Below are 26,359 nucleotides of genomic sequence, written 5' to 3'. Positions count from 1 at the left end.
TCAGTCGGCCGGCGCGGTGAAACCGTCGCGGAAGCGGCGCATTTCGGCCAACAGGGCGTCCGCCGGTGCGGGCAGGACCCGGCCCGGCGGCAGACTCGCCAGGAAGATCCGGCCATAGGGCTTGGTCAGCAGGCGGCGGTCGCACACCACCACCAGTCCCCAGTCCGCGTGCGACCGGATCAGCCGGCCGAACCCCTGCTTCAGCTTGATGACGGCCTGAGGGACGGTGTAGTCGAGAAAGGGCTGGCCGCCGGCGGCCCGGATCTGCTCGAGCCGCGCCTCGATGATGGGTTCGGTGGGAACGTGGAATGGCAGCTTGGTGATGATGACGCACTGGAGCGCCTCGCCGCGCACGTCGACGCCCTCCCAGAAACTGTCGGTGGCGAAGAGCACGGCGCGGGGCTGGGATTTGAACGCCTCCAGGAGCTGGTGCCGGTTGAGCTGGCCCTGCCGCAGGCAGGTGCAGCCGGCCTGGAGGAGGGGGAGTTCTAGCTGCTGGTGCACCCGGCGGAGCAGGGAGTAGGAGGTGAACAGCACGAACGCGCGTCCGCCCGTCAGCGTCACGGTCTCCCGGACCAGCCAGGCCAGCCGATCGGCGAAGGCGCCGGCCGCCGGGTCGGGCAGGTCCATGGGGATGCCCATGAGCACGCGGCGGGCGAAATCGAACGGCGAGTCGAGCACGGCGTCGATCAGCCGTTCGGGCGCCACGCCGTCCAGGCCGGTGCGCCGCTTGATGAAGTCGAAAGTGCGGTCAATCGACAGCGTGGCCGAAGTCAGCAGCACGGAGTCGTAGGTGTCGAACACCAGCTCCTTGAGCCGGGAGGCGACGTCGAGGGGCGCCTGACAGAAGGCGACCAGGCAGTGGTCGCGCCGGCGCCGGAGCTCCAGCCAGCGGCAGGTGTCCGGCTGGCCCTCACAGAAGGCGGCCAGGACCAGCTGCAGCTCCTTGAGGCGCAGCAGCAGCGCCTCAATGTCGAGCAGCGGGCTCTGGATCTTGTCCAGTGTGTCGGCGTCCAGGGCGTAGATTCGCTTGAGCAGTTCCTGGGCGGCTTCCTGGAACTGCTCGCCGGCCGCCAGCATCTCGGCCACCGCCGGCAGAACGACCTCCTGCCAGAGCGGCGAAGCCTCCACCGCGGGGGCGATCCGCTTCTTGAACTCCTCGCCCGGCGCCAAGGACAGCGCCTCGCTGGAGGTGATGTTGTGGGCCATCGTCTCGAATGCCGCGGCCAGCCGTTCGCGGTACGCCCGCCGGGCGTCGGTGAACGGTCCCGCAATCTGGGCATGGACGCGCGCCACCGGCTGCTGGTTCTCCGGGTTCATGAGCGCGTAGAGCCGGCGGCTGATGGACGGGACCAGGCCCCGGTCATCGGCCCGGTGGCTCTGCAGCCGGCCGAGGCTGCGGTAGAACGAGAACGGCGTCACGGTGGCGCCGAGGTAGGCAGTGGCCACGTTCTCCAGGTGGTGCGCTTCGTCCACGATGAGCTTGTGGAACACGGGCAGCACGCCGTTTCGGCCGCCGGTGCCCTTGATGGCCAGGTCGGCCATGAGCAGGTGGTGGTTGGTGACGATGAGTTGGGCCCGAGCGGCGTCGCGGCGGGCCTGGTAGAAGAAGCAGCGTGAGAAAAACGGGCAACGGGCGCGGTTACAGCTGTCCGCCTCGCACTGGACGCTCTCCCAGACCTCCTCCGAAGGTTCGAACGCGAGATCGCTGAGCGAGCCGTCGGCCGTCCGCTCCATCCACTCGAGGAGGAGCCGGAGTTCGGCGGCGGTGTCCTCACGGGCCAGTACGGCCGGCTCGCGCCGGGCATCCTCGGCCCGCCGCCGGCACAGGTAGTTGCCCCGTCCCTTCATGAGCACCGCGGCGAACTCCAAGCCCAGCCCGGTCTGGAGGAACGGAATGTCTTTGTGAATGAGTTGCTCCTGGAGGTTGATCGTGTTCGTGGACACCACGATCCGCTGGTGGTTGGCCAGGGCCCAGTGGACCGCCGGAATTAGGTAGGCCAGCGACTTGCCCACGCCCGTTCCCGCCTCGATGAGTCCGATCTTGTTCTCGTTGAGGACGCGGATCACCTCGCGCACCATCCGCACCTGCTGCGGCCGCACCTCGAAGCCGGGGAGCCGTCCGGCCAGCCGTCCCGCCGCCCCGAACTGGTCCAGCAACGGGTCGGCCTCGATGGCGTGAACCTCGCGGGCGGCCATGGGCTCCACGAGCACGTGGAGGCGGCCGACGGCGTTGTCGACGATGTAGGAAGCGACGCCCGCAGCGCCCAGGTCGCCGGCCAGGGTGATGTCGTTGGCCGACGGCGTCAGGTCGCCGGACGGATGATTGTGGATCGCCACCATCCCGGGCGCCGCCGCCTCGAGGACCGCCGGGACGCTGTTGGCGTTGCCCCGGGCCACCACGCGCAGCGTGGCCACCCGGTTGGCGCCGTCGAGCGTGGCGACACAGAAAATCTCGTGGCCGCCGTTCTCCTGGATCATCCGGCGGAGCGTGGCGGCGCTGTCAGGGGTGAAGTACGGCTCGATCGGCTGCATGGGTCGAATTCCTCGCGGCGGCCGGTCCGCCGGGGGCGCTGGTGCCAGGCGGTTCCGCGCTATTGTATCACCGCTGAGGCGGCGGTGGCAGGTGTGTCGGGCTGAATGCGGGGCGGGGGATCGTTGACAAGCGCAGACATTCGGGTATACTCAACCCCAAGCCCGCCCGCGGGCCATCTTCCCGCCAGTCCGACGAGTGAACGCATGGGCGCCGCCGATTGTCAGCCCCGCGACTATGTGCCCCGCCATCATCAGGCGTTGATGACCGACCTGTACCAGCTCACCATGGCCGCCGGCTACTTTGTCCACGGTCTCAACCGGCCGGCCAGCTTCGAACTCTTTGCCCGGCGGCTGGCGCCGTGCCGGTCGTACCTGCTGTGTGCCGGCGCCGCCCAGGCGCTGGCGTATCTCGAGACGCTGCGCTTCTCGGGCGCGGAGCTCGATTACCTGCGGCGCCACCCGTCGTTTGCCCACGTACCGGCGGCGTTCTTCGAGTACCTCCGTGCGGTCCGCTTCACCGGCGACGTGTGGGCCGTGCCGGAGGGGACTCCGGTTTTCGCCGACGAGCCCATCCTCCAGGTGACCGCCCCGCTCATCGAGGCCCAGCTCGTGGAGACCTACCTGCTGGCCATGATCAATTTCCAGACCCTGGTCGCCACCAAGGCGTCGCGGGTCGCGCAGGCCGCCCGCGGCCGCGCGGTGATCGACTTCGGCACCCGGCGCGCGCACGGGCCCGAAGCGGGTGTGCTGGCGGCGCGGGCCGCCTTCATCGGCGGCTGTGTCGGCACGTCGAACACGGCCGCCGGGCTCCATGCGGACATCCCCACCTACGGCACGCAGGCGCATTCCTGGATCATGGCGTTTGCCGATGAGGCCGAGAGTTATCGTCGCTACGCCGAGGTGTTTCCCGAATCGGCGGTGCTGCTGATCGACACCTACGATGTGACGGCCGGCGCGGTCCGCGCGGCCGAACTGGGGCCGTCTGTCCGCGGCGTGCGCATCGACAGCGGCGACCTGTACGCCGAGAGCGTCCGGGTCCGACACATCCTGGACGAGCGGGGTCTGGCCGCCACGCAGATCCTGGCCAGCTCCGACCTCAACGAATACATCATCGACGACCTGCTCCGCCGGGGCGCGCCCATTGACGCGTTCGGTGTGGGCACCGAGCTGGTGCTGTCTCCGGACGCGCCGTCCATCGGCGGCGTGTACAAGCTGGTGGCGATGACCGGCGCCGACGGCCGGCTTCTGCCCAAAGCCAAGTCCAGCGCCAGCAAGGAAACCCTGCCCGGCCGGAAGCAGGTTTACCGGCACGGGGCGGACGGGAGCTGGACCCACGACGTCATCGGCCTGCGGGACGCCGACGACGCCGCCTTTCCGGGGAGCGAGCGCCTGCTGGTTCCGGTCATGGCGGATGGCCGCCGGCTGTCGGCGCCGGAGTCGCTACCGGCGATCCAGGCCCGCGCCCGGATCAATTTGGCGCGGCTACCCGAGTTGTGCCGGGAGCTGCGCCAAGCGGCCAGCTTCCCGGTCACGCTCAGTCCCGCCCTGGAGCGCCTTCGCCAGGAGGTGAGATCTGAACACGCGGCCGGATCATCCAATGAGGCAGGAGGTGCCGCGCCATGATCGCTCCCGCCTTCTTTGTGGATGTGGACACCCAGCGCGACTTCATGGACGCGGACGGCGCCTTGTACGTGCCGGGCGCGGTGGAGATCGTCGAGACGCTGGAGACGCTCACCCATTTCGCGGTGGCCCGGGGCATCCCCGTCGTGGCCACCATGGATGCCCACGCGCCGGACGATCCGGAATTCACGCGCTACCCGGCGCACTGCGTCCGCGGAACCCGGGGTGGCCAGAAAATTCCCCAGACCCTGCTGCCGCGGCACATTGTCTTGCCGAACGAGCCGGGAGGCGCCCGCCAAGAGGACGCCGACCAGATCATCCTGGAGAAGCAGACGTTCAGCATGTTCGACAATGTGCACGCCGAGGACTTGGTGCGCCGTCTGGGGATCCGGCGCTGCGTCGTGTACGGTGTGGCCACCGAGTGCTGCGTGCGCGCCGACGTGCTGGACCTGCTGGCCCGGAACTACGCAGTGACCTTGGTGACCGACGCCATCCGGCCCCTGGACCCCGCGGTCGGAGCCGCCGCCCTGGCCGAGATGCAGGCCCGCGGAGCGGTGCTGCGTTCGGCCGTCGAGGTGATGCGGCAGCTCGGGGCGGACTGAACTCGAACAGAGAGGACGCATGAAAGTTGCGCTGGCCCAGATCAACACGGTGGTGGGCGACTTCGAGCAGAACCTGCACATCGTCCAGGACTGGCTGGGACGGGCGCGGGCCGCCGGCGCCGACCTGGTCGTGTTCCCCGAGCTGACCTTCGCGGGCTACCCGCCCAAGGACCTGCTGGAGAAACGCAGCTTCGTGGACAAGAATCTCGAAATTCTCCAGCGGTTCAGGCGCGACGTCCGCGGCATCGCCGCCGTGGTGGGGTACATCAGCCGCAATGAGAGCGGCTCCGGGAAGCCGCTGTTCAACTCGGCCGCGCTGGTGGCCGACGGCCAGATCCTGCACTCCACGCACAAGTGCCTGCTTCCCACCTATGACGTGTTCGACGAGGCCCGCCACTTTGAGCCGTGCAGCCGGGCGCTCGGCCTGGTGACGTACCGGGGCCGGCGGATCGCGCTGACCATCTGCGAGGATTTCTGGAACGACGCGCAACTCTTTCCACGGCGGCTGTACCGGTACGATCCTGTGGAGGATCTGGCCGGCCAGGGGGCCGGTCTCTTCATCAACATCAACGCCTCCCCTTTCACGCTGGGCAAACCCGAGCTGCGCCGCCGGATCGTCACCCACGCGGCGGGCAAGTACGGCGTACCGGTTCTCCTGGTCAACCAGGTGGGCGGGTACGACGAAATCGTCTTCGACGGCGGCTCCATGATCGCCGCGGCCGGGGGTGAGCTGATGGCCCAAGGGCGCGCCTTTGAGGAAGACCTCGTGGTGGCGGACCTGACGCTGCCGCCGGCGGCCCTGCCCGAGGCGGCCGCGGAACCGGCCGAGCAAATCTATCGGGCGCTGGTGCTGGGGACCCGCGACTACACGCGCAAGTGTGGGTTCCGCCAGGTGGTGATCGGCCTGAGCGGCGGCGTGGATTCGGCGTTGGTGGCCTGCCTCGCGGCGGCGGCGCTGGGGCCGGAAAACGTCACCGGCATAGCCATGCCGTCGATGTTCAGCGCGCCTGCGTCGCTGGCCGACGCCGAGGCGCTGGCGCGCAACCTGGGCATCCGGCTGGAGATCATCCCCATCACCGCCGTGTACGACAGCTACCTGCAGCAGCTCCGGACACTGTTCGCCGGCCGCTCCTTCGACACCACCGAGGAAAACCTGCAGGCCCGCATCCGCGGCAACCTGCTGATGGCGTTTTCAAACAAGTTCGGGGCGATGGTGCTGAGCACCGGCAACAAGTCGGAGCTGGCGGTGGGTTACTCCACCCTGTACGGCGACATGTGCGGCGGGCTGGCCGTCATCTCCGACCTGCTCAAGACGCAGGTGTATGAGGTCTGCCGCTGGATCAACCGGACCCGTCCCGTCATCCCCGAATCCACGCTCACCAAGGCGCCGTCGGCCGAGCTGCGGCCGAATCAGACCGACCAGGACGAGTTGCCGCCGTACGACATCCTGGACGCGGTGCTCCGGCTGTACATCGAGGAGCAGCAGTCCCGCCGCGAGATCATCGAACGGGGTTTCGACCCTGCAATGGTTGACCGGATCGTGGGGATGGTGGACCGGAACGAGTACAAACGCCGCCAGGCACCGCCCGGCCTGAAGGTCACCGGCAAGGCTTTCGGGTTCGGACGCCGGCTGCCCATTGTGCACCGCTTCACGTACTGATCAGGCCGCCGGCCCGACTGGATTTTTCAGTATATTTCATCACAACACGGGTTTATCCTTACCCCATTCCAACCCTGGGGAGGGGCACGCGAATGAGTCGTCGAACCGTTGTGGGTATCGGTCTCATGATGGCCGCCGTCCTGGCGGCGGTTTTACCGGTCCGGGCCGAGGATCCGAAACCGGCCAAGGCCAACTCCGAGCCGGTCTATGCGCAACTGCGTGCGCTGGAGCTGTCCGGCGAATCGGTCCGGGTGGAGAACCTGACCTTGCAGCGGGATGTCGCCACGATCACGTTCGTCACCGGCCGCTGCCACTTGGCCCAGAACGTGGACGGGCGGATTACCGGCATCGTGTTCCTCGGTGACGGCCGGCTTGAGGTGAAGCCGCACCTGGCGGTGGAGCAGCGGCACCTGGGCTGGCTCGCAAACTCCCGCGCCTTCAGCGACACGTTCACCCGGATGGTGATCCGGTTCACCGACGGCACGCTCGATGACATCACCCGGTTCGACCAGCCCCAGCCCGGCTCTGTGGACGGACATGCGGCCGACGCCTGGAAATCAGCCCGGAAGCTTTTTCGCGAGGGGCGCCGGTATATCAATCCCAACCTGGCTGCGGCCTTCCTCGAGTACAACCTCGAACTGCGGCTGCTGACCGATCTCCTCTGGCCCGGCCACGGCGGTTATTTCCACGCCTACTGCGAGGGCAAGGAGTACGGCGACCTGCTCTTCCTCGTAGACCCCCTCGGCGCTCCGTACGTGAAACCGGAAGAAGTGGTGCTCGCCGCGCTCACGGAGGGGAACCTCGGCATCTGGGTGTCAGAGCAGCTGCAGGACCGCTACACGGCCCGGACTCCGGCTAAAGTAAATCTGCGGCTCGTGGACATGGAGCACTACCAGATCGACGCCACGGCGCGGGACAAGAACCTCCGGGCGAAAGTCACCGCCCGCTTCCGGGCGCTCGCGGACGGGGCGCGCGTCCTGCCGCTGGACCTCTTCCCCAAGCTGCGGGTGATCCGGGTGGCCGACACCCGGGGCCGCGAGCTCCAGTTTGTCCAGGAGGACAAAGACAAGGACGCCAATTTCGGCGTGATCCTGCCGGAAAGCCTCAAGCGAGGCGAGATCTATCACCTCACGTTCGAGTACGCCGGCGATGACGCCGTGCAGGACCTGGGCGGCGGCAACTTCACGCTGGTGGCGCGGGAGAACTGGTACCCCGGCAACGGCTTCGGCGACCGGGCCACCTTTGAGATGACGCTGCGGAATCCCAAGGAACTGGTCATGGTTGCCACCGGCCAGCCGCTGGGGGAAGTCCGCGAGGGGGACGAGCTGGTCACCCGCTGGAAATCGGACATCCCGCTGGCGGTGGCCGGCTTCAACTACGGCCGCTTCAAGAAGAACGTGGTCAAGGACGACAAGATCGATTACACGATCGAGACATATGCAAACAAATTCCTGCCCGACGACATCCGGGGAATGATCAAAAATATCCAGGAGTTCGAGCGACAGACTGGAGAGTCCACCGGAACCACCCTGGGCAACATGGACACCACCAAGCTCATGGACAAGGCGCGGGCGGAAGCCCAGCTCTCCATGCAACTGTACACCGACATGTTCGGACCGCTTCCCTACGGCCGTCTAGCCATGACCCAGCAGCCGTATCCCTCCTTCGGACAAGCCTGGCCCATGCTGGTCTATATGCCCATCACCGCGTTCCTCGACAGCACCTACCGCGCCCAGCTCGGCATGGCGGGGGCCTCTTCCTTTTTCAAATACGTGGCCGCCCACGAGGTGTCGCACCAGTGGTGGGGCCACGCCGTCGGCTGGGACTCATACCGCGACCAATGGCTGAGCGAAGGAATCGCGGTGCTGTCCGCCTCGCTGTTCGCCCAGGTCGCCTACAAGAACGAGAAGTTCGTCGAGTACTGGGAGGACATCCGCAAGGACATCACCCAGAAGAACGACAAGGGCCGTCGACCGCTGGAGCTGGGAAGCGTGACCATGGGGTACCGGCTCAACACGGCCAAGACCGGATCGGCCACCTACCAGATCATCTACTCCAAGGGGGCGGCCGTCCTGCACATGCTGCGCATGATGATGTGGGATCCCAAGACCGGCGACCAGCGCTTCTCGGCGATGATGCGCGACTTCGTCCGGACGCACATCCACCAGAACGTCTCCACCGACGACTTCAAGCGGGCGGTGGAGAAGCACATGATTCCGGAGTTGAACCTGGCGGGCAACGGGCGCATGGACTGGTTCTTCGACCAGTGGGTCTACGGAACCGCCCTGCCGGACTACAAGTTGGATTATCGCCTGGAGCCGGCCGACGGAGGCAGAACCCGGCTGCTCTGCAAGGTGACACAGAGCCAGGTCGCCGGCGATTTTGTCATGCGCGTGCCCATCTACATCGATTTTGATGGCAATCTGCGGCGTCTGGGCACGGTGGTGCTCAACGGCAACAGCACCAGCCCGGAGATCGATGTGATGTTGCCCAAGAAGCCGAAACGGGTGCTGCTGTGTGGCTTCGAGGACGTGCTCTGCACCATGGACGCGCGCTGAAGGCGGTACCCGTCCGCGGCGGTCACTGGCCGGCAGGCCCGGCGGTGATCCGGCCGCGACTGTAGTCGTACTGGGTGCCCCAGACGCTATGGGGGATGAGATAAACGGCCAGTGTGACCGCCACCGCCAGGGCGGTGGCCAGGAGGCCGCGGCCCTCGCGACGGGTCAGCGCGAAGGCGGCCGCCCAGGCGATGAACGCGAAAAGCGTCTTGTTGTCGGTCAGGTCCCAGCCGAAGGGGATGCCGGTCCAAAAGGCGCCGAACGCGTACTGCTGGACGATGGGGCCCAGGATCAGGCCGCCGATCAACATGAACCAGAACGACACGCCCACCATCTTGGCGACAGGCTCCCGGAAGATCATGGCCAGACCGATCCGGACCGCCAGCAGCAGGGCCGTGAACATGCAGATCACGTGCGGGTACAGCCAGTACACGGGCACGGCACCCTTGAACCGCGTGGTCACAGGCTGGGCGGGCAGCTTGACCGTCTGTCCGTCGAGCCGGAGTTCCACGTAATAGTTCAGTTTGCCGGCGGGTGGTTGATGAGGGAGAAAACCGGTGAGGTTGTCCTGGATCCGGGACATGGGGGCGGCCGACCACCCCTCGCCGGTGTTCGCCCGGCGCCACAGGATGCGACCGGACACCTCGCGGGCTCCGGTCACGTGGATTGTGACCTCCTGGTCACCCGGGTCGTCGCAGGTCCGGTCGAACCGGTAGGTGATCTCAGCGCCGCCCGTGTTCAGGGCACCTTTCAATGGATAGGTGGGTCCGGTCATCCGCTGGTACACGGCCATGGATATCGTGACGATGAATGCGGCCACCCACAGCACAGTTTTCTGCATTCGGTTCCCTCCGTGTGAAATCGCACTATTGTGCCATCTGCCCGAAGCCTGGTCAAAGGCGGAATCACTTCCTGCTAAGGCTTGTGCCTGACAAAAATTTGTGATATTTTTCAACCACACGACCGCCGCATCTCAGGGGAGAAAGGGAGCACCGATGGTTGACTTTCCCGGACTGGAAAGTTTTTTTCGCGAAAGCATCCACCACCGGTGGTGGCTCTGGTCCAGCCGGCTGGTCTGGTTTGTGTGCTTCATGCTGTTTCTCCGGCTCCATGCCAGGGTGTCCATCGGCGACATCATCCTGGTGGGTTTCTTCCAATTGGTACTCGGCGTGATCTTCCTGTTGCCCGACAGCTACGCCAAGGCCAACATCCGCTTGGTGGTCATGGCGGTGGGCGATTACATCTTTTTCGTTTTGGGGCTATCGCTGGCCACGGTTCGCCACGACCTCGACCTGGTCATCCTGTTCGGCACGGTGTTCTATGTGGGCTGCTTCTTCGCCCGGAGCTTTAAACTGCTGGCTGGCACGACCCTGTTTGTTCTGGTGCTCATGATCGGTCTGGCGGTGCAGCGGCTGATGCCCCTCGAGCCCTGGTTGCCCCGCGATAATCCAATGCTCCTCGGGCTCACCGTTGTGTTCTTCCTGTCCATGGCGGTCTACCTGGGGATGCTCGGCCTCCCGGTCAACCCGTTCATCACCCTCCATGACAAGACCAAGGCCATTCTGCACAACCGGCGTCGGCTCCAGGACGTCATCGAGCGGCTGGCGACGGCGCGGACGCTGCGAGCCATCCTTATGGAAACGCGCACCGGCCTGCTGGAAGGCCTGCCGGGGGCGCAAGTGGATATGCTCCGGGTACAGGGCGATCGGGCCGGTTTCTGCAACCCGGGAGCACCCGATCAGATCAAGGAGGAGTTTGCCACTGACAGCCTCTACGGCCTGAAACAGTGCTTGAACGGCCGGGACCTGCAGGTGGCCGCCGTGTCCGCGCATTCGTACCGGACCACGACCGGCGAGTTATCCGTGCCGGTTTCAGGCAACCCCCACGAGATGTACGCACCCCTCTTCCACGAGGACGGGTTCGACGTGTCGTACTGCGCCCGGGTGTTCCTCCAGCGGGAGCTTCTGGAGGACGAGCGGGAATTCATCCAGACGCTGCGGCAGGCGGCGGCCGGAGCCATCTGGAGTGTCCTGAAATTGGAGGAGGTCCAAGCGGAGAAGAAGGAACTCGCCGCCCGCATCCAGAACCAGCAGCGGGACGGCCAGGTGGGCCGCACCACCGTGGACCTGCTGGCCCGGCTCAACACGGCCATGGATCTGGACGCCGCCATGAACGCCATCCAGGCGGCGGTGCGCCAGGTGGTGGGTAACGACTGCCTGCTGCTGTTCCGCACGTCCACGGCCGGCTCCCTGCTCGAGCTGGTCGACCTCCGCTCCCTGGATCCGATGACCATCAACCGCGGCTTGATGATCCCCAGCGCGAACACCCTGTTGGGACGGGCGATGGGCCGACGCAGCATCATCATGAAGAGCACGCTCAAGGAACAGGAGGATTCAGGCGAAACCCTGGCCGACATCCCGTATTACCTGCAGAACAATCTGCGCTCGCTGCTGGTGCTGCCGCTGGCGGAGGCCGACAACATGCCGCCGTTCGGCGCGCTGGTGCTGGGCAGCAAGAAACCGGGCCATTTCGGCGCCGAGCAGATGGCCAGCCTGAACGCGGTGCAGGCCGCCCTCGGATTCACTGTTCACCGGTGTGCCGTGCAGACGGCGGCGGTGCGCAAACTCGCCGAATGGGAAGCCTTCGCCGGCATCGGCGAGGTCAGTGGACAATCCGCCGGCCGCGAGGACATGCTCATCGACATCGGTCAGGGGTTGGTGGAGAGGTTTTATTATGATCTCTGCCGAATCTACCTGCACAATCCTGAAACGCAGGATCTGGTTGCGTATGAGCGGGACTCGGACACCGGCCAGCGGTCGGTGATGCGGGTTTCGCTGAATACCCAGACAGTGGTGGCGCACGCGTGCGAGATCAAGTCCGGTTATCTGGCGACCAATACCATGCGGGATCCTTACTGTACCGAGACCGGCTCGCTGCCCGCCAGCCGGCTGGCGGTGCCGGTGGTGGTGAACGACGAACTGCTGGGTGCCGTCGAGGTTGAGAAAACAGGTGAAAACTCGCTGTCCAGCCAGGATCTCCAGTTTCTGTCCAATCTGGCGCCTCTGATCGGTCTGGCGCTGACCAACCTGCGCCTGCGGGACCAGCTCGACCAGTCAGTCGTGACGGATCCGGAGACACGGCTCTTCAGCCGCCGACTGATGGTCGAGCGGCTGGAACAGGAGTTGGCGGGGCACATCCGCGCCCGGGAACCCATGGCGTTTCTGCTGGCCGACATGAACGGCCTCGCCTGTCTCAACGACACCCAGGGCTTCGCCACCGGCGACCATGCCGTCAAGATTGTGGCGGAATTGATCCGGACTCTGGCGCGGACCAGTGACACTCCGGCGCGCTGGGTGGGCGACACCTTCGCCCTGCTGATGCCGCGCACGACACTGACCGACGCGCTGGCCGCCGGCCGGCGCCTCAGCGAAGCGTTCCGGCGACACCCCAAGCTGCAGGAGTACGGCCTGTCGCTCAACGTGGCCGTCGCCGCCTTTCCGCAGCACGGACAGTCGGCGCGGCAGTTGGTGGCGGCCTGCCAGCAAACGCTGGTGCAGTCCCGGGACAGCGGCGCGGCCATCCAGATGCCGGCCGAAGAAACTCTGAGTGTTTCCGGCAAGACGGTGGAAGTCGATCTCGCCGCGTTATACCGCGAGATCACCGGCGCCTCCGGCGAGTCAGGACCGCACACGGTGGCGGCCCTGAACACCGTCATCAGCCGGCTGACGGAAATGGGTTGCAATGACTTGTCTTTGGGGAATGTGCTGGCTCGGCTGCTGCTGCGCCTGGACTACCCCGGCGATCCGCCCGCCCTGGCTGTGGCCGTGCCCGATCTGGCGCGGCAGATGGCCGAGGCGCTCGAGATGAACGGTCAGAAGCAGCGGGCGCTGCTGCTGGCGGCGAAAGTTTACGATCTCGGGAAGTTTGCGATACCCCAGTCCATCCTGCATGCGCCCCGCGAACTGACCCCTGCGGAGAAACAGGTCGTCATGGGCCATGTCAATACGGCAGTCCAGGATATCCTCCGGGCCCACAAGATCTTTGTGCCCATTCTCTCGTTTGTCAAGTTCCACCATGAGCGGTGGGATGGCAGCGGCTATCCTTGGCACCTGAAGAAAGACGAAATCCCAGTTGAAGCCATGATCCTGGGCATCCTCGATGTCTACCGTGCGCTGGCCACCGATCGACCGTACCGGCCAAGACTGGCGGCGGAGCAGGCGCGCACCGAGATCCAGGCCGGACGCGGCCGGCTGTTCGACGCCGAGCTGGCGGATGCTTTCTTCAGGATGCTGGACAAGGCCCAGTTCGACTAGCGGCCGCTCGGGCAGCGACGCACGAAGATATCCGCCGCCAGGCACGACTCCAGCGCCACCTGGGTTTCTTCGACCTTGAGCACATAGGCCGGCGATCGCTGGAGCAGTTCCACCGTCACGCCCGGCACGATGCCGAAGGCGTAGAGTTTCTTGATCCGGGGAAAATTTGTGGAGTTCAAGTAAGCGACGGTGGCCGTCTCGCCGACGCGCAGAGCTGACAGCGCGGTGACCAACGCCGCCACCGAGTCGAGTTCCCGCCGGCAGCATTCACCGTCGGGGATCGGTTGCTGATGGGGGCAGAATCGGGGGTGACCCAGCAAGGTGCAGATCGAATCCACGATGCCGGGTGTGAGATTGTGCTCGAAGGTGCAGGCTTCCTCCTCGATCCGGCGGTCGTCCATGCCGAGGACGTCCACCAGGAGGCGCTCCGCAAGACGGTGGCTGCGGACAATCTCACGCGCCTTGGTCCGGCCCATCGACGTCAGGCGCACCTGACCGGGCGACAGATCCACGAGCCCCAGCTCCCGCAGGACCTGCAGGTTTTCTTCGGTTAAGAAATGCGGATGCCGGGCCAGCAAGGCGTCGGGACTCAGCGGGCCCGCCTCCGCCAGTACCCAGATGCGTTCGAGGCATTCGTCGATCAGTTCCTGACGCATGGCGTGAACCTCACAGTGTGATGTGCAGCAGGCGCAGGAGCCCGTGCACCACCCCCCCCGACACGATCGCAACTGCGATTACAAAGGTGATGATGGCCGCCGCCCGCTTCCATCCCTGTTCCTTGAAGATGACAAAGATATTCGCCACGCAGGGGACGAAAAGCGTGAGCACGACCAGTGCGACGGCCAACTGGTTGGCGGTCAGCGCGCCGTGTTGCACCATGTCGAACAAGCCGACGGCGCCGTAATCGCGCCGGATCAGACCCATGACAAAAACCTGGGCCGCGGCGGGAGGCAGGCCGAGAAAATGCCGCACGACCGGCTGGACGGCAGTGATGAGCCCCTGCAACCAGTCCAGGCGGTCCATCATGAAAAGGAGCAACGTGCCGAGCAGGAACAGGGGGACCGCCTCCTGCAGGAACCAGATGACGCGCAGACGGGTCTTGGTGCGGATGTTCTTCCAGACCGGATAGCGGATGGGCGGCAATTCCAGCACGAAATCGCTGCGCTCTCCTGGCAGAATCCGGCTGGCCATGAAGCCCACCAGCAACATCTGCCCGACGACGACGGCGACCAGCACCAGCGGCACCAGCAGGGAGACGCCGGCGACGACGCCCAGTATCACGCCGAGCTGGGCCGAGCAGGGTATGCCTAGAGCCAGCAAAAGGGTGGCGATCAGGCGCTCCTTGGGGGAATTGAGGATGCGGGCGGTCATCGTGGCCATGGTGCCGCAGCCCAGTCCCAACACCATGGGCAGGACTGCCTTGCCGTTGAGTCCGATGCGCCGGAAGACCTGATTGACCAGTATGGCCAGCCGCGGCAGGTACCCGCTGTCTTCCAGGAACCCGAACGCCAAAAAGAAAGCGCCGACGATTGGCAGCACGATGGCGATCGCGTAGGTCAAGCCCATGGACCAGAGTCCATAGGACCCGGTGATCAGATCCTGCACGAAGGCGGACGGGATCCAGCCGATCCAGCGGGCCATCACCGGATTGAGCACATCGCCAAACAGACGGTCTTCCAGGAAGCCCACCAGGATCTGGGCGCCGATCACACCCACGAACAGGTAAACCACACTCAGGCAGGCGGCCAGAATGCCCAGTCCGACGATCGGACGGCGTGACTGCCGGTCCAGATCCATGGCGAATTGAGGATGCTGCTTCAGCAGGTAAAACAGTGGCAGAACGACCGGCAGCAATTGGAACAGTGTGACGGTCAGCAGCGGGTGCAGCAGGCCGAATTCGCCGACGAGGAGTCCCGGGCCGTCGGTCGCCGTGAACAGTCGGTTGGTCCAGCCGGTGGACGCGGCGTCGGCCGGGACGAGTGCCACCAGGATCCGGCCGACTCGCTGGATCGGCGACGACAGCCCGAAGAGCGGCAGAAACCAGTGGGACAGGTGCACCGCCGCCCCAACGCCCAGGAGCATCAGACTGGTCCGATAGCCCAGCGTCGCCGGCCGGCCGCCGGCGGTTGCGGCGTGCTGTGTCTTGAGTCGGGGGATCCAGGCGTCCAGCAGCCGGTTCCGCACGATGTCGAAATGAGTGCGTGGGTTGATCGCTGCATGCTGACTCAGATCGTCGGCCAATGCCTTCAGGCGGGCCATCTGGTCCGGGGTGACCAGGGCGCGCAGGGCGTTGAGGTCGGCCGCCTCGGCGTTGACCAGCCACTCTACGCCCAGCGCGGACGGGACCATCGGGGGCAGCAGTGCCCGGACCGGGTCGGTGAGACGCGGATCGAACCCGCCGGGGTGCCGGGGTGCGGCGGCCTTTGGGATGAGACGGAGCAATTGGTGGATGCCCACGCCCATGGTGGCGATGGATGTGTTGACCGGAATGCCGAGCCACGCCGCGAGACCGGCTGTGTCGATCTCGATGCCGCGCGCCCGGCAATCGTCGATCATGTTCAGGTTGAGAATCATGGGGATGCCGAACTCGGCCAGCTGCAAGGTCAGAAACAGGGTGCGCCGCAGATTCTTGGCATCACCGATCTGGACGATCGCATCCGGCCGAGCGGCCAGGATCACGTCCCGGGTGACTTTCTCGTCCTCGGACTGGGGCACCAGGCTGTTCACGCCTGGTGTGTCGATGATCTCGTAGGGCTGGCCGTCGATCCGCAGCTGGCAGCGCGAGACTTCCACCGTGGTGCCGGGGTAGTTGGAGACGATCGCATACTTGCCGGTGATCTGGCTGAAGATCACCGATTTGCCGACATTGGGGTTGCCGACAAGGATGATCGTGCGGGTGTTCCGGCTGGATGCGGGCATCTGGTTCTGGTCTCCGAGGCGTGAAACGTGCGATTATAGGTGTCCGGAGCAGCAAACTCAACCGATTGTTCCTCACGGCTCCGGCTGGATCCGGTAATGCCCCGCGTCATCCACCCGGATAGCGGGTGGACGCCGGTGGATTTCGAAGTATGCGAAGGCAGGCCGGATCTCCCGCCAAAACTCCAGCAGGTCGGGGCGGTGGACGAACCGAGCGGCCAGCCGGTCGAACCCATCCGCGTCCAGTCGGGCGGGATAGATGTGCACCGGAATGGCCCGCTGCCCGGCTTCGACAGCTTCAACGGCGGCAAGGTAAATCTCTTCGATTCCGCTGTCAGTCAGCGGGATGCAGCCTATGGTGGTGCAGCCACCGTGGATGAAGATATCACCCCCCAGACAACCGGGTACGCCGAGACGGCGGTCGCTCAAATTGGGGTAGTCCAACCCCAGCGACAGGTGGAACCGGCTGGCGGGATTGAATCGATCGATGACGTAGAATCCCTCGGGAATCTGGCCGTCACCCTGCCGCCGTTTTGGACCCGGCCCGCCGGACGTGGCGCAAAACGGGTAGTCCGCCACATGCGCGAACGGGGCGCGGGCGCCAGTGCCGGCCCACAGCTCCAGAAGTTGCTCTTCTTTGAATGCCCGGAGGTATACCGCGTGCGGCGGATAGGCGACACCACGACTGCAAAAGCGCTGTTCAAGCAAGGCCGCCCGGGTTGCTGCCGCCGCCCGCACGCGGGGGTATCGGAGTTGGCGGGTGCGAAATCCCTCCTCCTGGCCCAGGGCAGCCAGTGCGGTGATCCCGGCAGCGACATACACCCATGCTCGGCGCATCCACGTCGAACCCGGTGAAAGTCCGGTTGGGCGGGTTGATGCGGTCACTCTAAACCTCCGTGGCGCATCCGGTTGTCAATCCGCCGGCTTCGGACCGCGCCTGCCTGCTCGAGGGGTGCGGCAACTGATTGTAACCGGCTCGCCGCTGACGGTCAAACGAACCGTGAACAGCCGGACCGCAGCCGTGATGGCGCATTGTCATCCAAGCGGCGATGCAGTATGATAAAAAGGTCCATCATCCATCGTTCGGACCCAGGGACGGATTTCGATCCGCAGCTAACGAATCTGAGGAGCCGGCGTCGAGTGACTCGCAGACGGATCATCGTCGGACTGGCTGCCGCCGCGGGACTGGCCGTGGCCGGGTGGCTGTTTTGGAAGTCGCACCACTCGCCGGCTGATCCGCCGGCCGATCGGCCCGTCCGGGTGGCCGTCGAAGGGCGGCTGATGACATTCGATCCGCATGCGCACGACGAGAGTGCCACCTGGGCGATACTGTGCAATATTTATGAGGGGTTGGTTCGTTTCGACCGCCTGCTGCGGCTTCAACCCGGTTTGGCGGAATCGTGGTCCAACCCCGATCCTCTGCACTGGATCTTCCGAATCCGCCGCGGGGTGCGCTTCCATGACGGCCGCTCACTCCAGGCTGCAGACGTGGCCTATTCGCTGCGGCGGGCTGTCTTCCACGAAGATTCGCTGGTCAGCGGGTATTTCGCCAGCGTGAAATCGGTTGCCACCGCCGGATCGGAGTCGGTGGTGGTGGAGACGGCCGAGCCGGATCCTATCCTGCTCAACAAGCTGGCGTTTGCCTTCATCGTCCCGCAGGCCGAATCCATGGAGCAGCCGTCGCTGGCCACCCGGCCGGTGGGAACCGGTCCATACCGGCTGGACGGCTGGACTGCCGACAATCGGTTCGTGCTCCGGCGATTCACCGACTACTGGGGGCCCGCGCCGGCAGTCGGGGAGATCGAAATAGTGGGGATACCTGACGAGAAAAAACGCGCGGAAGCCCTGAGTGCCCGCGATGTGGACCTGGCGCGCACCCTGAACTGGTCGGATGTCGCAGTCCTGGCGGGTCGATCCGACACCGCGGTTCTGGCCGAGAACAGCCTGACCGTCATGATGCTCAGTCTGTACACGGGCGAGTTCATGCCCGACGCCCGCTGGCCGAAGCGCAATCCGCTGTTCCTGCGGGAGGTCCGACAGGCCGTCCAACTGGCGTTGGACCGCCCGGCGATCGCGGTCCGGTTTCAGGACGGCCGGGCTCAGCCGGCCTATCAGTACGCGCCGCCCGAGGTGTTCGGTTACGACGAGCGAATGGCGGTCCCGTCGCGCGATGTAGCCGCCGCCCGACGCCTGCTGCAGACGGCGGGCTACCCCGATGGCTTCGCCATGGAACTGTACGTGTATTCCTCGATCCAGAGCCTGGGCGAGGGGATCCGGGACAACCTGGCCGAGGTGGGCATCCGAGTCCGTTTCCGTTACCTGACCTGGGAGGATCTCTACCAGCGCATGTTCTCGTCTAACCCGCCCCAGGCGGTGATCTTCGGTTGGTCATGCACAAGCGGAGACCTGAGCGATTTCTTTGAATCGTGTTTGTACACGCGCGATGTCCAGGGGCGGGAAAAACTGGGTGCATTCAACACCAGCCGTTTCAGTCACGCTCGGCTCGACAGATGGATCAGTGAGAGCCGAACCCTCATGGACCCGGCCGTCCGACTGGAGATGCTCACGGCCATCCAGCGGCTGGCACTGGAGGAATGCCCAGTGATTCCCCTGACAATCAACCCCGATATCTATGGGTATGACGCGGCGTTGAGGTGGGAACCTCGTCGGGACAGCCGGCTGGACTTCAGTCGGTTTTCTTGGCGACCCCTCGCGGCGAACCCGTGAGCCAAGTGGCAAGCTGTTGAACCGCCGGCGTGCGGAGCGGTCCGGCGGCGGTCAAGATCCGAGGAGGTCAGTATGCCGAAAGTGGGCGTGGTGTTGTCCGGTTGCGGCGTGTTCGACGGTTCGGAAATCCACGAAGCGGTGCTCACGCTGCTGGCCCTGGACCGGCGGGGTGCCGAGGTGGTCTGCATGGCGCCGGCGTCCGATCAGGCGCACGTCGTCGATCACGCGCGGGGTGATGTGAGCGCCGGTGAACGGCGGAATGTGCTGGTGGAATCGGCCCGGATCGCCCGCGGCGTCATCCGCGACATCAGCGGAGTCCGGGCGGTCGAACTCGACGCGCTGGTCCTGCCCGGTGGTTACGGCGCAGCCAAGAACCTGAGCGATTTCGCGTCCAAGGGGGCGGACTGCGCGGTGCATCCTGAGGTGGCTCGGCTGATCCTGGAGATGCATGCCGCCGGCAAGCCTATCGGCGCCATCTGCATCGCGCCGGCCGTGCTGGCCCGTGTGCTTGGACAGAAGCGGATCGCCGCCCGGCTGACCATCGGCACGGACGCGGGCACCGCCGGCGCGATCGTCGCCATGGGCGGCATCCATGTCACATGTCCGGTGCGTGAGTGCGTGGTTGATCGCGAGCACAAAATAGTGTCCACGCCGGCTTACATGCTGGCCCAGCGCATCGCCGAAGTGGCGGACGGCATCGACGGAGCGGTGGCGGCCCTGCTGGCACTCATTGGTTGAGCCATGGCGATCCGCCGGGTGACGGTGTTCGGCAGCTCACGAGTCCGGTCCGGCTCGGCGGCTTACGCGACCGCCCACGCCGTGGGCGCCTGTGTGGCGCGCCACGGGTGCGAGCTGGTCAACGGGGGTTACAGCGGAACCATGGAAGCGGCCGCCCGGGGTGCCCGCGAAGCGGGGGGGGAGGTGGTCGGCATCACTGTTAGGAACTTTGACTATGCGCCACCCAATCAATTTCTGAGTCGCCGAATTGAGACGGCGGACCTGTTTGATCGCCTGGCCCGCCTGGTGGGCCTGGGTGACCTGTACGTGGTCCTGCCCGGCGGTACGGGCACACTGCTGGAATTCAGCCTGGTGTGGGAGCTGCAGAACAAGGGGATCTCCCCCAAGCCTATTCTAGCCGACAGCATGTGGGCCTGCCTGTTGACCGCTTTCCCGCCGGGTGAGCGGCCCACCACCGACGGACCGGCTGCAGGCCCAATCTTCACCCGGGATCTGCCGGGCGAACTGGAACGACTGTTCTGTCGCTTGGGTGTTGGCTAGATCGTAGAGTCTATTTGGTTTTCTTGCTGAACGTGCGTTTGCAGAGCGCGCCGTACTTCCGCAAATTGAAACGGTCCAACCGTGGCAGGACGTCGAAGTCCCATTCGACCCGATGGCCGAATGTCAAAATCTTCTCCCACTTTTTCCAGGTGACATATTCCTTGAGGGCCTTCTTGATGGCTTCGGAATAGTCGTCCCCCTGGCAGACCGCCAGCAACTCCTGCAGAAGGGTTTCATCGATACTCACGGTGGCGCGCATGGCTGCAACCTCTGATCCAATTTGGATCGATCTTATTCGATGCCGGCAGGGTTGTCAAAGGTTTAAATATTCATATCGGGCGGGGCGGGAAAGACCAGGCGGAGGGCGTTGGGCAGGCAATCGATTTCCGCCGGCAAGGGACCCGCCGCCTCACCGTCGAGCTGGAGCGGAACGGGACCGGCCGCGGTGAGCCGGACCCGACGGACTTTGCGATAGATCACGTCCGGCAAGGCGGTGTGGGTGCCTCGCCCCAGGTGGTAGAAGTAGCGCAGGTAGGAACGGAAGCCTCGGGAGCAGAACAGGCAGAGGTCGAGAGTCGGCTCATCCAGTGAGGCGTGGGGCGCCATGATGTAGCCGCCGCCGTAACAGCGGCTGTTGGACACCACGCCGAACGGTGCATCCCACTCCCCTGCGTCCGTGCTGAAGCGGATCGGCGCGAACGCGTAACGGCGCAGCTGTCGAACCGTCTCCAGGACATAGGCCAGCCGGCCCAGCCGGCCCTTGAGGCGGGAGGAAACACATTCAACAATCCGAGCATCGAAACCGGCGCCAGCCATGGCCAGGAAAGGGCGGTCGTTGGCGCGCCCGACGTTGACCGTGCGGAGGCAACCACCCGTCAGACAATTCACCGCCCGGTCGAGCCGGAGGGGCAGTTGCAGCTCGTGCGCCAGCGCGTTGGCCGTGCCGCCGGGCATGATGGCCACAAAGAGCGGGGTGCCCACCACCGCCGGCAAGACCTCGTTGAGGGTGCCGTCCCCTCCGAGGACGATGACTCCGTCTATGTCCGCGCTGTATTCCCGGACCACATCGGCCGCCGTGCGCGGACCGCGGGTGGGGTGTGGAATGACCGGCCAGCCCCGGTTGGCAAAGAGCCGGCAGATTGCCGACAGCTGGTTCATGCGGATGCGGTTTCCGGCGGTGGGGTTGTAGATGAGCAGACGGGTGCCGGCGGCGGCGGGCCGGGACACGGCGGACGCGGCGGCCGCATCAGGTCGGTGGTATTCGGTGGTCAGGGACTCGATCATGGTTTCCTGCCCGGGTCGGGGCGCAGGCGGCGAGTTCAGCGGGCGCCGCGCTTGCGGGCGATGAGAGTCTTGTACAGGTTCTGGAAGACTTCTTCGTCAGCGAATTTTTCCAGAGCCGCCTCAACGGTTCGAATGGCCGTTTCGAGCTGGCCGTCCTTGAGCAGGGCAGACACCCTGGCGCAGGTGTCCCGGATGAAGGTCTTCCGGGCGGACTGCTCTTTCCGCTCCAGCGTATGCTGGTAAAACTTGAGGAGCGCCTTCTCCTCCGGGTAGACGCGCAGGGCCTGTTCCAGTGTTTTGAGAGCCTGATCGTAATTCTCGGCTTCCAGAAACACCTTGGCTTTGGAAATGGTGCCGCGGATGAACTGGATCTTCTCTCCGCGGCGCTTGGCGTCGATAATGATACTCCGGGTGTGGAGGATCTCGTCCTGCCCGCTGTATTCCTGCTCCAATTGGTTCAGCATCAATTCAGCCTGAGTGACCTGCCCGTCCCGGGCCAGCGCCTGGATGTTGTCGAGGTGCTTCTGGACCGAGGTCCGGTTCAACGCGAGACGGATGGCACCCTGCAGACTGTCCAGTCTGGTGTTGAGGAGCAAGTCGGTGTCGCCCCACTGTCGGCGAAGGTCGTCGAGGCGCAGCTGGGCCTGATCGATCCGGCCTTCCTGCAGGAGCCGTTGGATGTCGTTCACGGAGTCCTGCCACAGAAGGCCGGAACGCTCGGCGGTGGCCGTGACCGCTTCCTGGAGTGAAAACTCCCGGCCGAGGCTGGCCTGCAGACGCTCCATGTCGCGGGCCATCTGGCCCAAATCGGCATATCGCTGATCCCGGTCTTTCATGAGGCAACGCTGGAGAATCGCTTCGAGTGCCGGCGGACAGTGCGGATATTTCTGGCGGATGGGGGCCGGCGCCTCGTTCATGATCTTGAAAAATATCTCCGGAATGCTGTTGCCGTGGAACGGCTTGGTGCCGGTGAGCATTTCATACACGATGATGCCCATGGAGAACTGGTCGGACCGCCCATCCAGGTTGCGGCCTTGCACCTGCTCGGGGGACATGTAGCTCACCGTCCCCATGACCATGCCGGTCCGGGTCATGGTGGACGAGGCCATCTGAGCGATGCCGAAATCGACGATCTTGACGGTGCCGTCCTCGAGCAGAAAAATGTTGGCTGGCTTCACGTCACGGTGGACGATGCCGCGTCCGTGGGCGTAGTGCAGCGCCTCGCAACTCTGACGGGCAATGCGCAGCACCTGGTTAAGGCTCCGGATCTTCTGCTTCTGAATCGCATTCTGGAGATCAGAGCCCTCCAGGAATTCCATGGCGATGAACGGGGTATTGTTTTCCTCACCGAGATCGTAGATAGTGACGATGTTGAAGTGCCGGAGGCCGCCCGCCGCCTCCGCCTCGCGGTAGAAGCGCTTGAGCAGCTCGGGATTTTGGCCGAAATCGCCCGAGAGGGTCTTCAGCGCGACCGGGCGTTTGAGAATGGGGTCATACGCGCGGTAGACGATCCCCATTGCGCCCTGGCCGAGTACAGCTTGAATTTCATATTTGCCCAGCTTGTTGAGCATGCACCTAGCGGAGCGAACCGCTGAGCCCTGAGTATTTTGCCTTGCGCTCCAGGTTGTACACGTAGAAGCCAAGATCGATCGGCAAGATGTAGTCGACCTCAACGACCAGCTCGTTGCGAGTCCTCATAACCTTGATATTGTCTTTGGTGACCGGTTGGTTGTACTTGGCGGCAACTTCAAGATAGGCCTCGTGGATCTTTTTTTCTGACCAGCCGTACACGGCGGCCCGGGTGGTCATGGCCCCGGTCTCATCGATGAACTGGACAGAGTTGTAATATGGCGGCACGAACCGGATGGCGCAGTAAACGGTGATCACCAGCAGCAGCACGGCCACCAGGCAGCCGAGTTTGGATTCACCCCTGGAGTTCAACTTCATGAATCCCTCCACGGACAACGGATTGTGTTCATTGTAATGTCGGGTCCGATAAATTGAAACTATTTTCTTGACGGGACAGGTGAGCCTTGTCATCGCCTGGGGCTTTGAGTACAATGCCACCATTTTGAATGCGGGAGGAGCCCATGTCCCTCGGTTACAAGAACGGAAAAAAGGTGGGCGTCCTGTTTTCCGGCGGGCCTGCTTCGGCGGCCAACACCGTCATCTCATCCGCCGTGCTGGCGTTCTTGAACAAGAACATCCCGGTCATCGGCGTATACAACGGCTTCGAGTACCTGGAAAAATTTGAAAAGTACAATCCCTATTCGCTGGTCGAGAAGGTTCACTATTTTCATTTCGACACGTCCGTGACCAGGATTCGCAACATTCGCGGCGTCTTCCTGCGCACCTCCCGGGCCAATCCGGGTCGGGAGATCCAGTCGGTGGAGGATCTCAAAGATCCCAAGAAAATCCGCAGCCTGCAGAACATCCTGGATGCTTTCGAGCACCTGGGCGTCGGCTACCTGATCACCATCGGCGGCGACGACACCCTGAAGGTGGCCAATTATCTCCATCGGCTGGGCATGCCCGTGATCCATGTCCCCAAGACGATCGACAACGACTACTACGGCATTCCCTGGACGTTCGGGTACTGGACCGGTGTCGAGGTGACGAAAAACGCGATTTTGAACCTGAAAGCGGACGCCGAATCGACCGACAGCTATTTTGTGGTGGAGCTGATGGGGCGGAAATCAGGCTGGCTCACGTATGCCGCCGGTATCGCCGGCGAGGCGGTGAAGATGATCGCCAGCGAAGACATCGAGCTTGAATTCGACGTCGAAGCTGTCGCAGAGGAATGTGTGGACCTGATCATCTTGCGCGAGCGCGAGGGCAAGGCGGCGGGGGTGATCTGCGTGGCTGAAGGCCTCGTGGACAAGCTGCCCGACCGGTATCGTCCTCACGAGACGGACAAGCACGGCAACGTGATTTTCGGCAAGGCCGAGATTGCCAAGGTGTTGGCCGACAAGATCGGCCAGTTCTACAAAAAGCGCACCGGTAAACTGAAAAAGGTGATTGGTAAGCAGATCGGCTACGAAATCCGCTCGGCGCCGCCGGTGAGCTTCGACGTGGTGATGGGCAGCATGCTGGGATTCGGCACCTACATTTTGTTCGACCGCAAACAGTTTGGCCACATGGTGAGCGTCACCGACAATTTCGACATCAAAGCCATTGCGTTTGAGGATCTGGTGGACGATCAGACGCTGGTGACGCGCCTGCGCTGCGTCCCGAAGGGGAGCGATTTCTACAACCTCAAGGAGGCGCTGTCCTATCGGTTTCTGGAATGACCGGATAGACCGGATAGCTGCGCAAAGGGCCGGCCGCTGTGGCCGGTCCACGTGTTTTCAGGGGGACGCGGGACGTCACAGGAAGAAAACCACGTCCACAAGAATAAAGACGGGAATCAGGATCGAGACGGACCAAGCCATGTAGCCGAAGAAGCTCGGCATCCGAATCTGCTCCTGCTCAGCAATCGCCTTGACCATGAAGTTGGGGCCGTTGCCGATGTACGTGTTGGCCCCCATGAACACGGCCCCCACGGAAATGGCCTTCAGGAAGAGCGTGCCCTGGGGGGATTGCAGCAACTGGGTGACGGTCATGCCCAGCATACCGCAGGCGGTTTCCAGGAAGCTCATGTAGGTCGGGGTGTTGTCCAGGAAGCTGGACAGGATACCGGTGGCCCAGAAAAATTTCGAGGCCGAATCAATTCCCAGTTCGGCGCCGCGCGCGTTCAGGACCATCAGTGCCGGGATCATGGTGGTGAAGATCCCGACGAAGAGCAGGGCCACTTCGATGATGGGGGCGTAGTTGAAATTGTTTTCCGCGCGCAGCACGCGGGGGGTCAGGGCCAGCGAGGCTCCGGCCAGCGCCAGCATCACCGCGTCACGGACAACGTTTTGGATCTCCAGGGCGCCCAACCCGAGGTGGATCTCGCCCATCTTGACCAGGCCGCTGAAGAGGACCGAACCGACGACGCCCGCCAGCAGGGCGATGTTCACCAGACCTTCAATGCGGATGCCCTTTTGCTCCATGTCGGGCGGGACGCCCGTCTCCTTCTGCATCAGGTGGCGGTCCAGCAGGTAGAAAACGGCCAACAGCAAACCGCTGGTCAGTGCCCAAGCCTGCATCAGGGCAAAGGTCCACTCGAAGGGGACGCCGCGCAGGAACCCGATAAACAGGGGGGGGTCGCCGATGGGGGTCAGACTGCCGCCGATATTACAGACCAGAAAAATGAAAAAAATGACGATATGCCGTTGCCGCTGCCGCCAGCGAATCGATTTGATGAGCGGGCGGATGAGCAACATGGCCGCACCGGTGGTTCCGATGAAGCTGGCCAGAACAGTGCCGATCCCCAGGATCGCCAGGTTGGTGACGGGCCGGCCGCTCAGCGAGCCGCGGATGACGATGCCGCCGGTGATCACGAACAGCGAGCCCAGCAGGATGATGAACGATACGTACTCTTCGTATGTATGAAAAATGGGGCCACCAAACAGGTCGGCGAACGGGACGCCGGCGGGACGTGCCAGAAGCATGATGACAAACGTGGTGCTGAGCCAGAACACGCTGACCTTGCCGTAATTGTGTTCCCACCAGCGCGCGTTGATCAGTGGGAACACGGCGATGGAGATCAGGATCCCGAGAAACGGCGCCACCACCCACAGCGGAAAATGCCGGGCGTGGGCCGCGGTGTCGGCGGCTGAGGCGTGGGCCGCGCCTGTCAGCGCGAGCAGCCAGATGGGAATGAAAAACCGGACATTTCGGGGGGGGGCATGCAGGCTCCTGTTCCCGGTGGACGTCCACGGGGGTTCAATGTACAATGGAGCGGTTTCAATGTCAATCCAAACGGCCGACAGATCTTGGAGT

At 64.3% G+C, this 26,359-nt stretch carries 19 protein-coding genes; 9 read left to right on the top strand and 10 right to left on the bottom strand.

Annotated elements, in window-relative coordinates:
• Positions 1-2,535 (bottom strand): DEAD/DEAH box helicase family protein, encoded by a 2,535-nt coding sequence (locus tag GX414_08950; protein NLI47222.1) that lies wholly within the window; start codon positions 2,533-2,535, stop codon positions 1-3.
• 204 nt (positions 2,536-2,739) lie between these two features.
• Between GX414_08950 and GX414_08945 the strand changes: the two genes are divergently transcribed.
• The 4 genes from GX414_08945 (at position 2,740) to GX414_08930 (ending at position 8,975) form a co-directional block, all read left to right on the top strand.
• Entirely contained in the window at positions 2,740-4,158 is a 1,419-nt protein-coding gene (locus GX414_08945) for a nicotinate phosphoribosyltransferase (protein NLI47221.1), read from the top strand.
• Positions 4,155-4,757: a cysteine hydrolase gene (locus GX414_08940; GenBank protein ID NLI47220.1), complete on the top strand. Its 603-nt coding sequence runs from the start codon at positions 4,155-4,157 to the stop codon at positions 4,755-4,757. The genes GX414_08945 and GX414_08940 overlap by 4 nt, the downstream gene beginning before the upstream one ends.
• 19 nt (positions 4,758-4,776) lie before the next feature.
• Entirely contained in the window at positions 4,777-6,417 is a 1,641-nt protein-coding gene (locus GX414_08935; GenBank protein ID NLI47219.1) for an NAD+ synthase, read from the top strand.
• Between the two features lie 92 nt (positions 6,418-6,509).
• Positions 6,510-8,975, top strand: a complete 2,466-nt coding sequence (locus GX414_08930; protein NLI47218.1) for a M1 family metallopeptidase — start codon at positions 6,510-6,512, stop codon at positions 8,973-8,975.
• A 22-nt stretch (positions 8,976-8,997) separates the two neighbouring features.
• Here the strand turns inward: GX414_08930 and GX414_08925 are convergent, their stop codons facing one another.
• A complete protein-coding gene (locus GX414_08925) occupies positions 8,998-9,816 on the bottom strand; it encodes a hypothetical protein (GenBank protein NLI47217.1) in 819 nt (272 codons plus the stop codon).
• A 154-nt stretch (positions 9,817-9,970) separates the two neighbouring features.
• Here GX414_08925 and GX414_08920 point away from each other — a divergent pair, with 154 nt between their 5' ends.
• A complete protein-coding gene (locus tag GX414_08920; protein ID NLI47216.1) occupies positions 9,971-13,288 on the top strand; it encodes a diguanylate cyclase in 3,318 nt (1,105 codons plus the stop codon).
• On the opposite strand, the gene GX414_08915 is transcribed toward GX414_08920, so the two are convergent.
• The 3 genes from GX414_08915 to GX414_08905 all read right to left on the bottom strand — a co-directional run bounded on the left by GX414_08915 (position 13,285) and on the right by GX414_08905 (position 17,041).
• Entirely contained in the window at positions 13,285-13,944 is a 660-nt protein-coding gene (locus GX414_08915) for a metal-dependent transcriptional regulator (protein ID NLI47215.1), read from the bottom strand. The genes GX414_08920 and GX414_08915 overlap by 4 nt on opposite strands.
• 10 nt (positions 13,945-13,954) lie before the next feature.
• Positions 13,955-16,207, bottom strand: coding sequence for a ferrous iron transporter B (locus tag GX414_08910; GenBank protein NLI47214.1), 2,253 nt, complete (start codon positions 16,205-16,207; stop codon positions 13,955-13,957).
• Between the two features lie 72 nt (positions 16,208-16,279).
• Positions 16,280-17,041, bottom strand: a complete 762-nt coding sequence (locus GX414_08905) for a hypothetical protein (GenBank protein NLI47213.1) — start codon at positions 17,039-17,041, stop codon at positions 16,280-16,282.
• A gap of 303 nt (positions 17,042-17,344) precedes the next feature.
• On the opposite strand from GX414_08905, the gene GX414_08900 reads away from it, so the two are divergent.
• The 3 genes from GX414_08900 to GX414_08890 all read left to right on the top strand — a co-directional run bounded on the left by GX414_08900 (position 17,345) and on the right by GX414_08890 (position 20,209).
• Positions 17,345-18,931, top strand: coding sequence for a hypothetical protein (locus GX414_08900; protein NLI47212.1), 1,587 nt, complete (start codon positions 17,345-17,347; stop codon positions 18,929-18,931).
• Positions 18,932-19,003: 72 nt separating this feature from the next.
• Positions 19,004-19,669, top strand: a complete 666-nt coding sequence (elbB, locus tag GX414_08895) for an isoprenoid biosynthesis glyoxalase ElbB (GenBank protein ID NLI47211.1) — start codon at positions 19,004-19,006, stop codon at positions 19,667-19,669.
• A 3-nt stretch (positions 19,670-19,672) separates the two neighbouring features.
• Positions 19,673-20,209 carry an LOG family protein gene (locus tag GX414_08890; GenBank protein NLI47210.1) on the top strand — a complete coding sequence of 179 codons (537 nt, stop codon included), beginning with the start codon at positions 19,673-19,675 and terminating at the stop codon, positions 20,207-20,209.
• Between the two features lie 10 nt (positions 20,210-20,219).
• Here the strand turns inward: GX414_08890 and GX414_08885 are convergent, their stop codons facing one another.
• The 4 genes from GX414_08885 to GX414_08870 all read right to left on the bottom strand — a co-directional run bounded on the left by GX414_08885 (position 20,220) and on the right by GX414_08870 (position 23,440).
• Positions 20,220-20,468, bottom strand: coding sequence for a type II toxin-antitoxin system VapB family antitoxin (locus GX414_08885; GenBank protein NLI47209.1), 249 nt, complete (start codon positions 20,466-20,468; stop codon positions 20,220-20,222).
• A gap of 62 nt (positions 20,469-20,530) precedes the next feature.
• On the bottom strand, positions 20,531-21,493 hold the full coding sequence (locus GX414_08880) for a diacylglycerol kinase family lipid kinase (GenBank protein NLI47208.1): 963 nt from the start codon (positions 21,491-21,493) through the stop codon (positions 20,531-20,533).
• 35 nt (positions 21,494-21,528) lie between these two features.
• A complete protein-coding gene (locus GX414_08875; protein NLI47207.1) occupies positions 21,529-23,064 on the bottom strand; it encodes a protein kinase in 1,536 nt (511 codons plus the stop codon).
• A gap of 4 nt (positions 23,065-23,068) precedes the next feature.
• Complete coding sequence (locus GX414_08870) at positions 23,069-23,440, bottom strand: hypothetical protein (protein NLI47206.1); 372 nt, start codon at positions 23,438-23,440, stop codon at positions 23,069-23,071.
• Between the two features lie 143 nt (positions 23,441-23,583).
• Between GX414_08870 and GX414_08865 the strand changes: the two genes are divergently transcribed.
• Positions 23,584-24,783: a 6-phosphofructokinase gene (locus GX414_08865; GenBank protein NLI47205.1), complete on the top strand. Its 1,200-nt coding sequence runs from the start codon at positions 23,584-23,586 to the stop codon at positions 24,781-24,783.
• Positions 24,784-24,858: 75 nt separating this feature from the next.
• Here GX414_08865 and GX414_08860 read toward each other — a convergent pair whose 3' ends face one another.
• Positions 24,859-26,313 carry a sodium:proton antiporter gene (locus GX414_08860; protein ID NLI47204.1) on the bottom strand — a complete coding sequence of 485 codons (1,455 nt, stop codon included), beginning with the start codon at positions 26,311-26,313 and terminating at the stop codon, positions 24,859-24,861.
• Positions 26,314-26,359 lie beyond the last annotated feature (46 nt).

This window comes from Acidobacteriota bacterium, from assembly GCA_012517875.1.
Taxonomy (GTDB): Bacteria; Acidobacteriota; JAAYUB01; order JAAYUB01; family JAAYUB01; genus JAAYUB01.
This window is presented reverse-complemented; position numbering and strand designations above follow the sequence as displayed.

Excerpts from the sequence above, each read along its gene's own strand:
- GX414_08935 (NLI47219.1), top strand. The coding sequence starts at position 4,777 with ATGAAAGTTGCGCTGGCCCAGATCAACACGGTGGTGGGCGACTTCGAG.
- GX414_08885 (NLI47209.1), bottom strand. The coding sequence starts at position 20,468 with ATGCGCGCCACCGTGAGTATCGATGAAACCCTTCTGCAGGAGTTGCTG.
- GX414_08880 (NLI47208.1), bottom strand. The coding sequence starts at position 21,493 with ATGATCGAGTCCCTGACCACCGAATACCACCGACCTGATGCGGCCGCC.
- GX414_08920 (NLI47216.1), top strand. The coding sequence starts at position 9,971 with ATGGTTGACTTTCCCGGACTGGAAAGTTTTTTTCGCGAAAGCATCCAC.
- GX414_08870 (NLI47206.1), bottom strand. The coding sequence starts at position 23,440 with ATGAAGTTGAACTCCAGGGGTGAATCCAAACTCGGCTGCCTGGTGGCC.
- GX414_08875 (NLI47207.1), bottom strand. The coding sequence starts at position 23,064 with ATGCTCAACAAGCTGGGCAAATATGAAATTCAAGCTGTACTCGGCCAG.
- GX414_08905 (NLI47213.1), bottom strand. The coding sequence starts at position 17,041 with ATGCGCCGAGCATGGGTGTATGTCGCTGCCGGGATCACCGCACTGGCT.
- elbB (NLI47211.1), top strand. The coding sequence starts at position 19,004 with ATGCCGAAAGTGGGCGTGGTGTTGTCCGGTTGCGGCGTGTTCGACGGT.
- GX414_08915 (NLI47215.1), bottom strand. The coding sequence starts at position 13,944 with ATGCGTCAGGAACTGATCGACGAATGCCTCGAACGCATCTGGGTACTG.
- GX414_08890 (NLI47210.1), top strand. The coding sequence starts at position 19,673 with ATGGCGATCCGCCGGGTGACGGTGTTCGGCAGCTCACGAGTCCGGTCC.
- GX414_08945 (NLI47221.1), top strand. The coding sequence starts at position 2,740 with ATGGGCGCCGCCGATTGTCAGCCCCGCGACTATGTGCCCCGCCATCAT.
- GX414_08865 (NLI47205.1), top strand. The coding sequence starts at position 23,584 with ATGTCCCTCGGTTACAAGAACGGAAAAAAGGTGGGCGTCCTGTTTTCC.
- GX414_08950 (NLI47222.1), bottom strand. The coding sequence starts at position 2,535 with ATGCAGCCGATCGAGCCGTACTTCACCCCTGACAGCGCCGCCACGCTC.
- GX414_08930 (NLI47218.1), top strand. The coding sequence starts at position 6,510 with ATGAGTCGTCGAACCGTTGTGGGTATCGGTCTCATGATGGCCGCCGTC.
- GX414_08925 (NLI47217.1), bottom strand. The coding sequence starts at position 9,816 with ATGCAGAAAACTGTGCTGTGGGTGGCCGCATTCATCGTCACGATATCC.
- GX414_08940 (NLI47220.1), top strand. The coding sequence starts at position 4,155 with ATGATCGCTCCCGCCTTCTTTGTGGATGTGGACACCCAGCGCGACTTC.
- GX414_08910 (NLI47214.1), bottom strand. The coding sequence starts at position 16,207 with ATGCCCGCATCCAGCCGGAACACCCGCACGATCATCCTTGTCGGCAAC.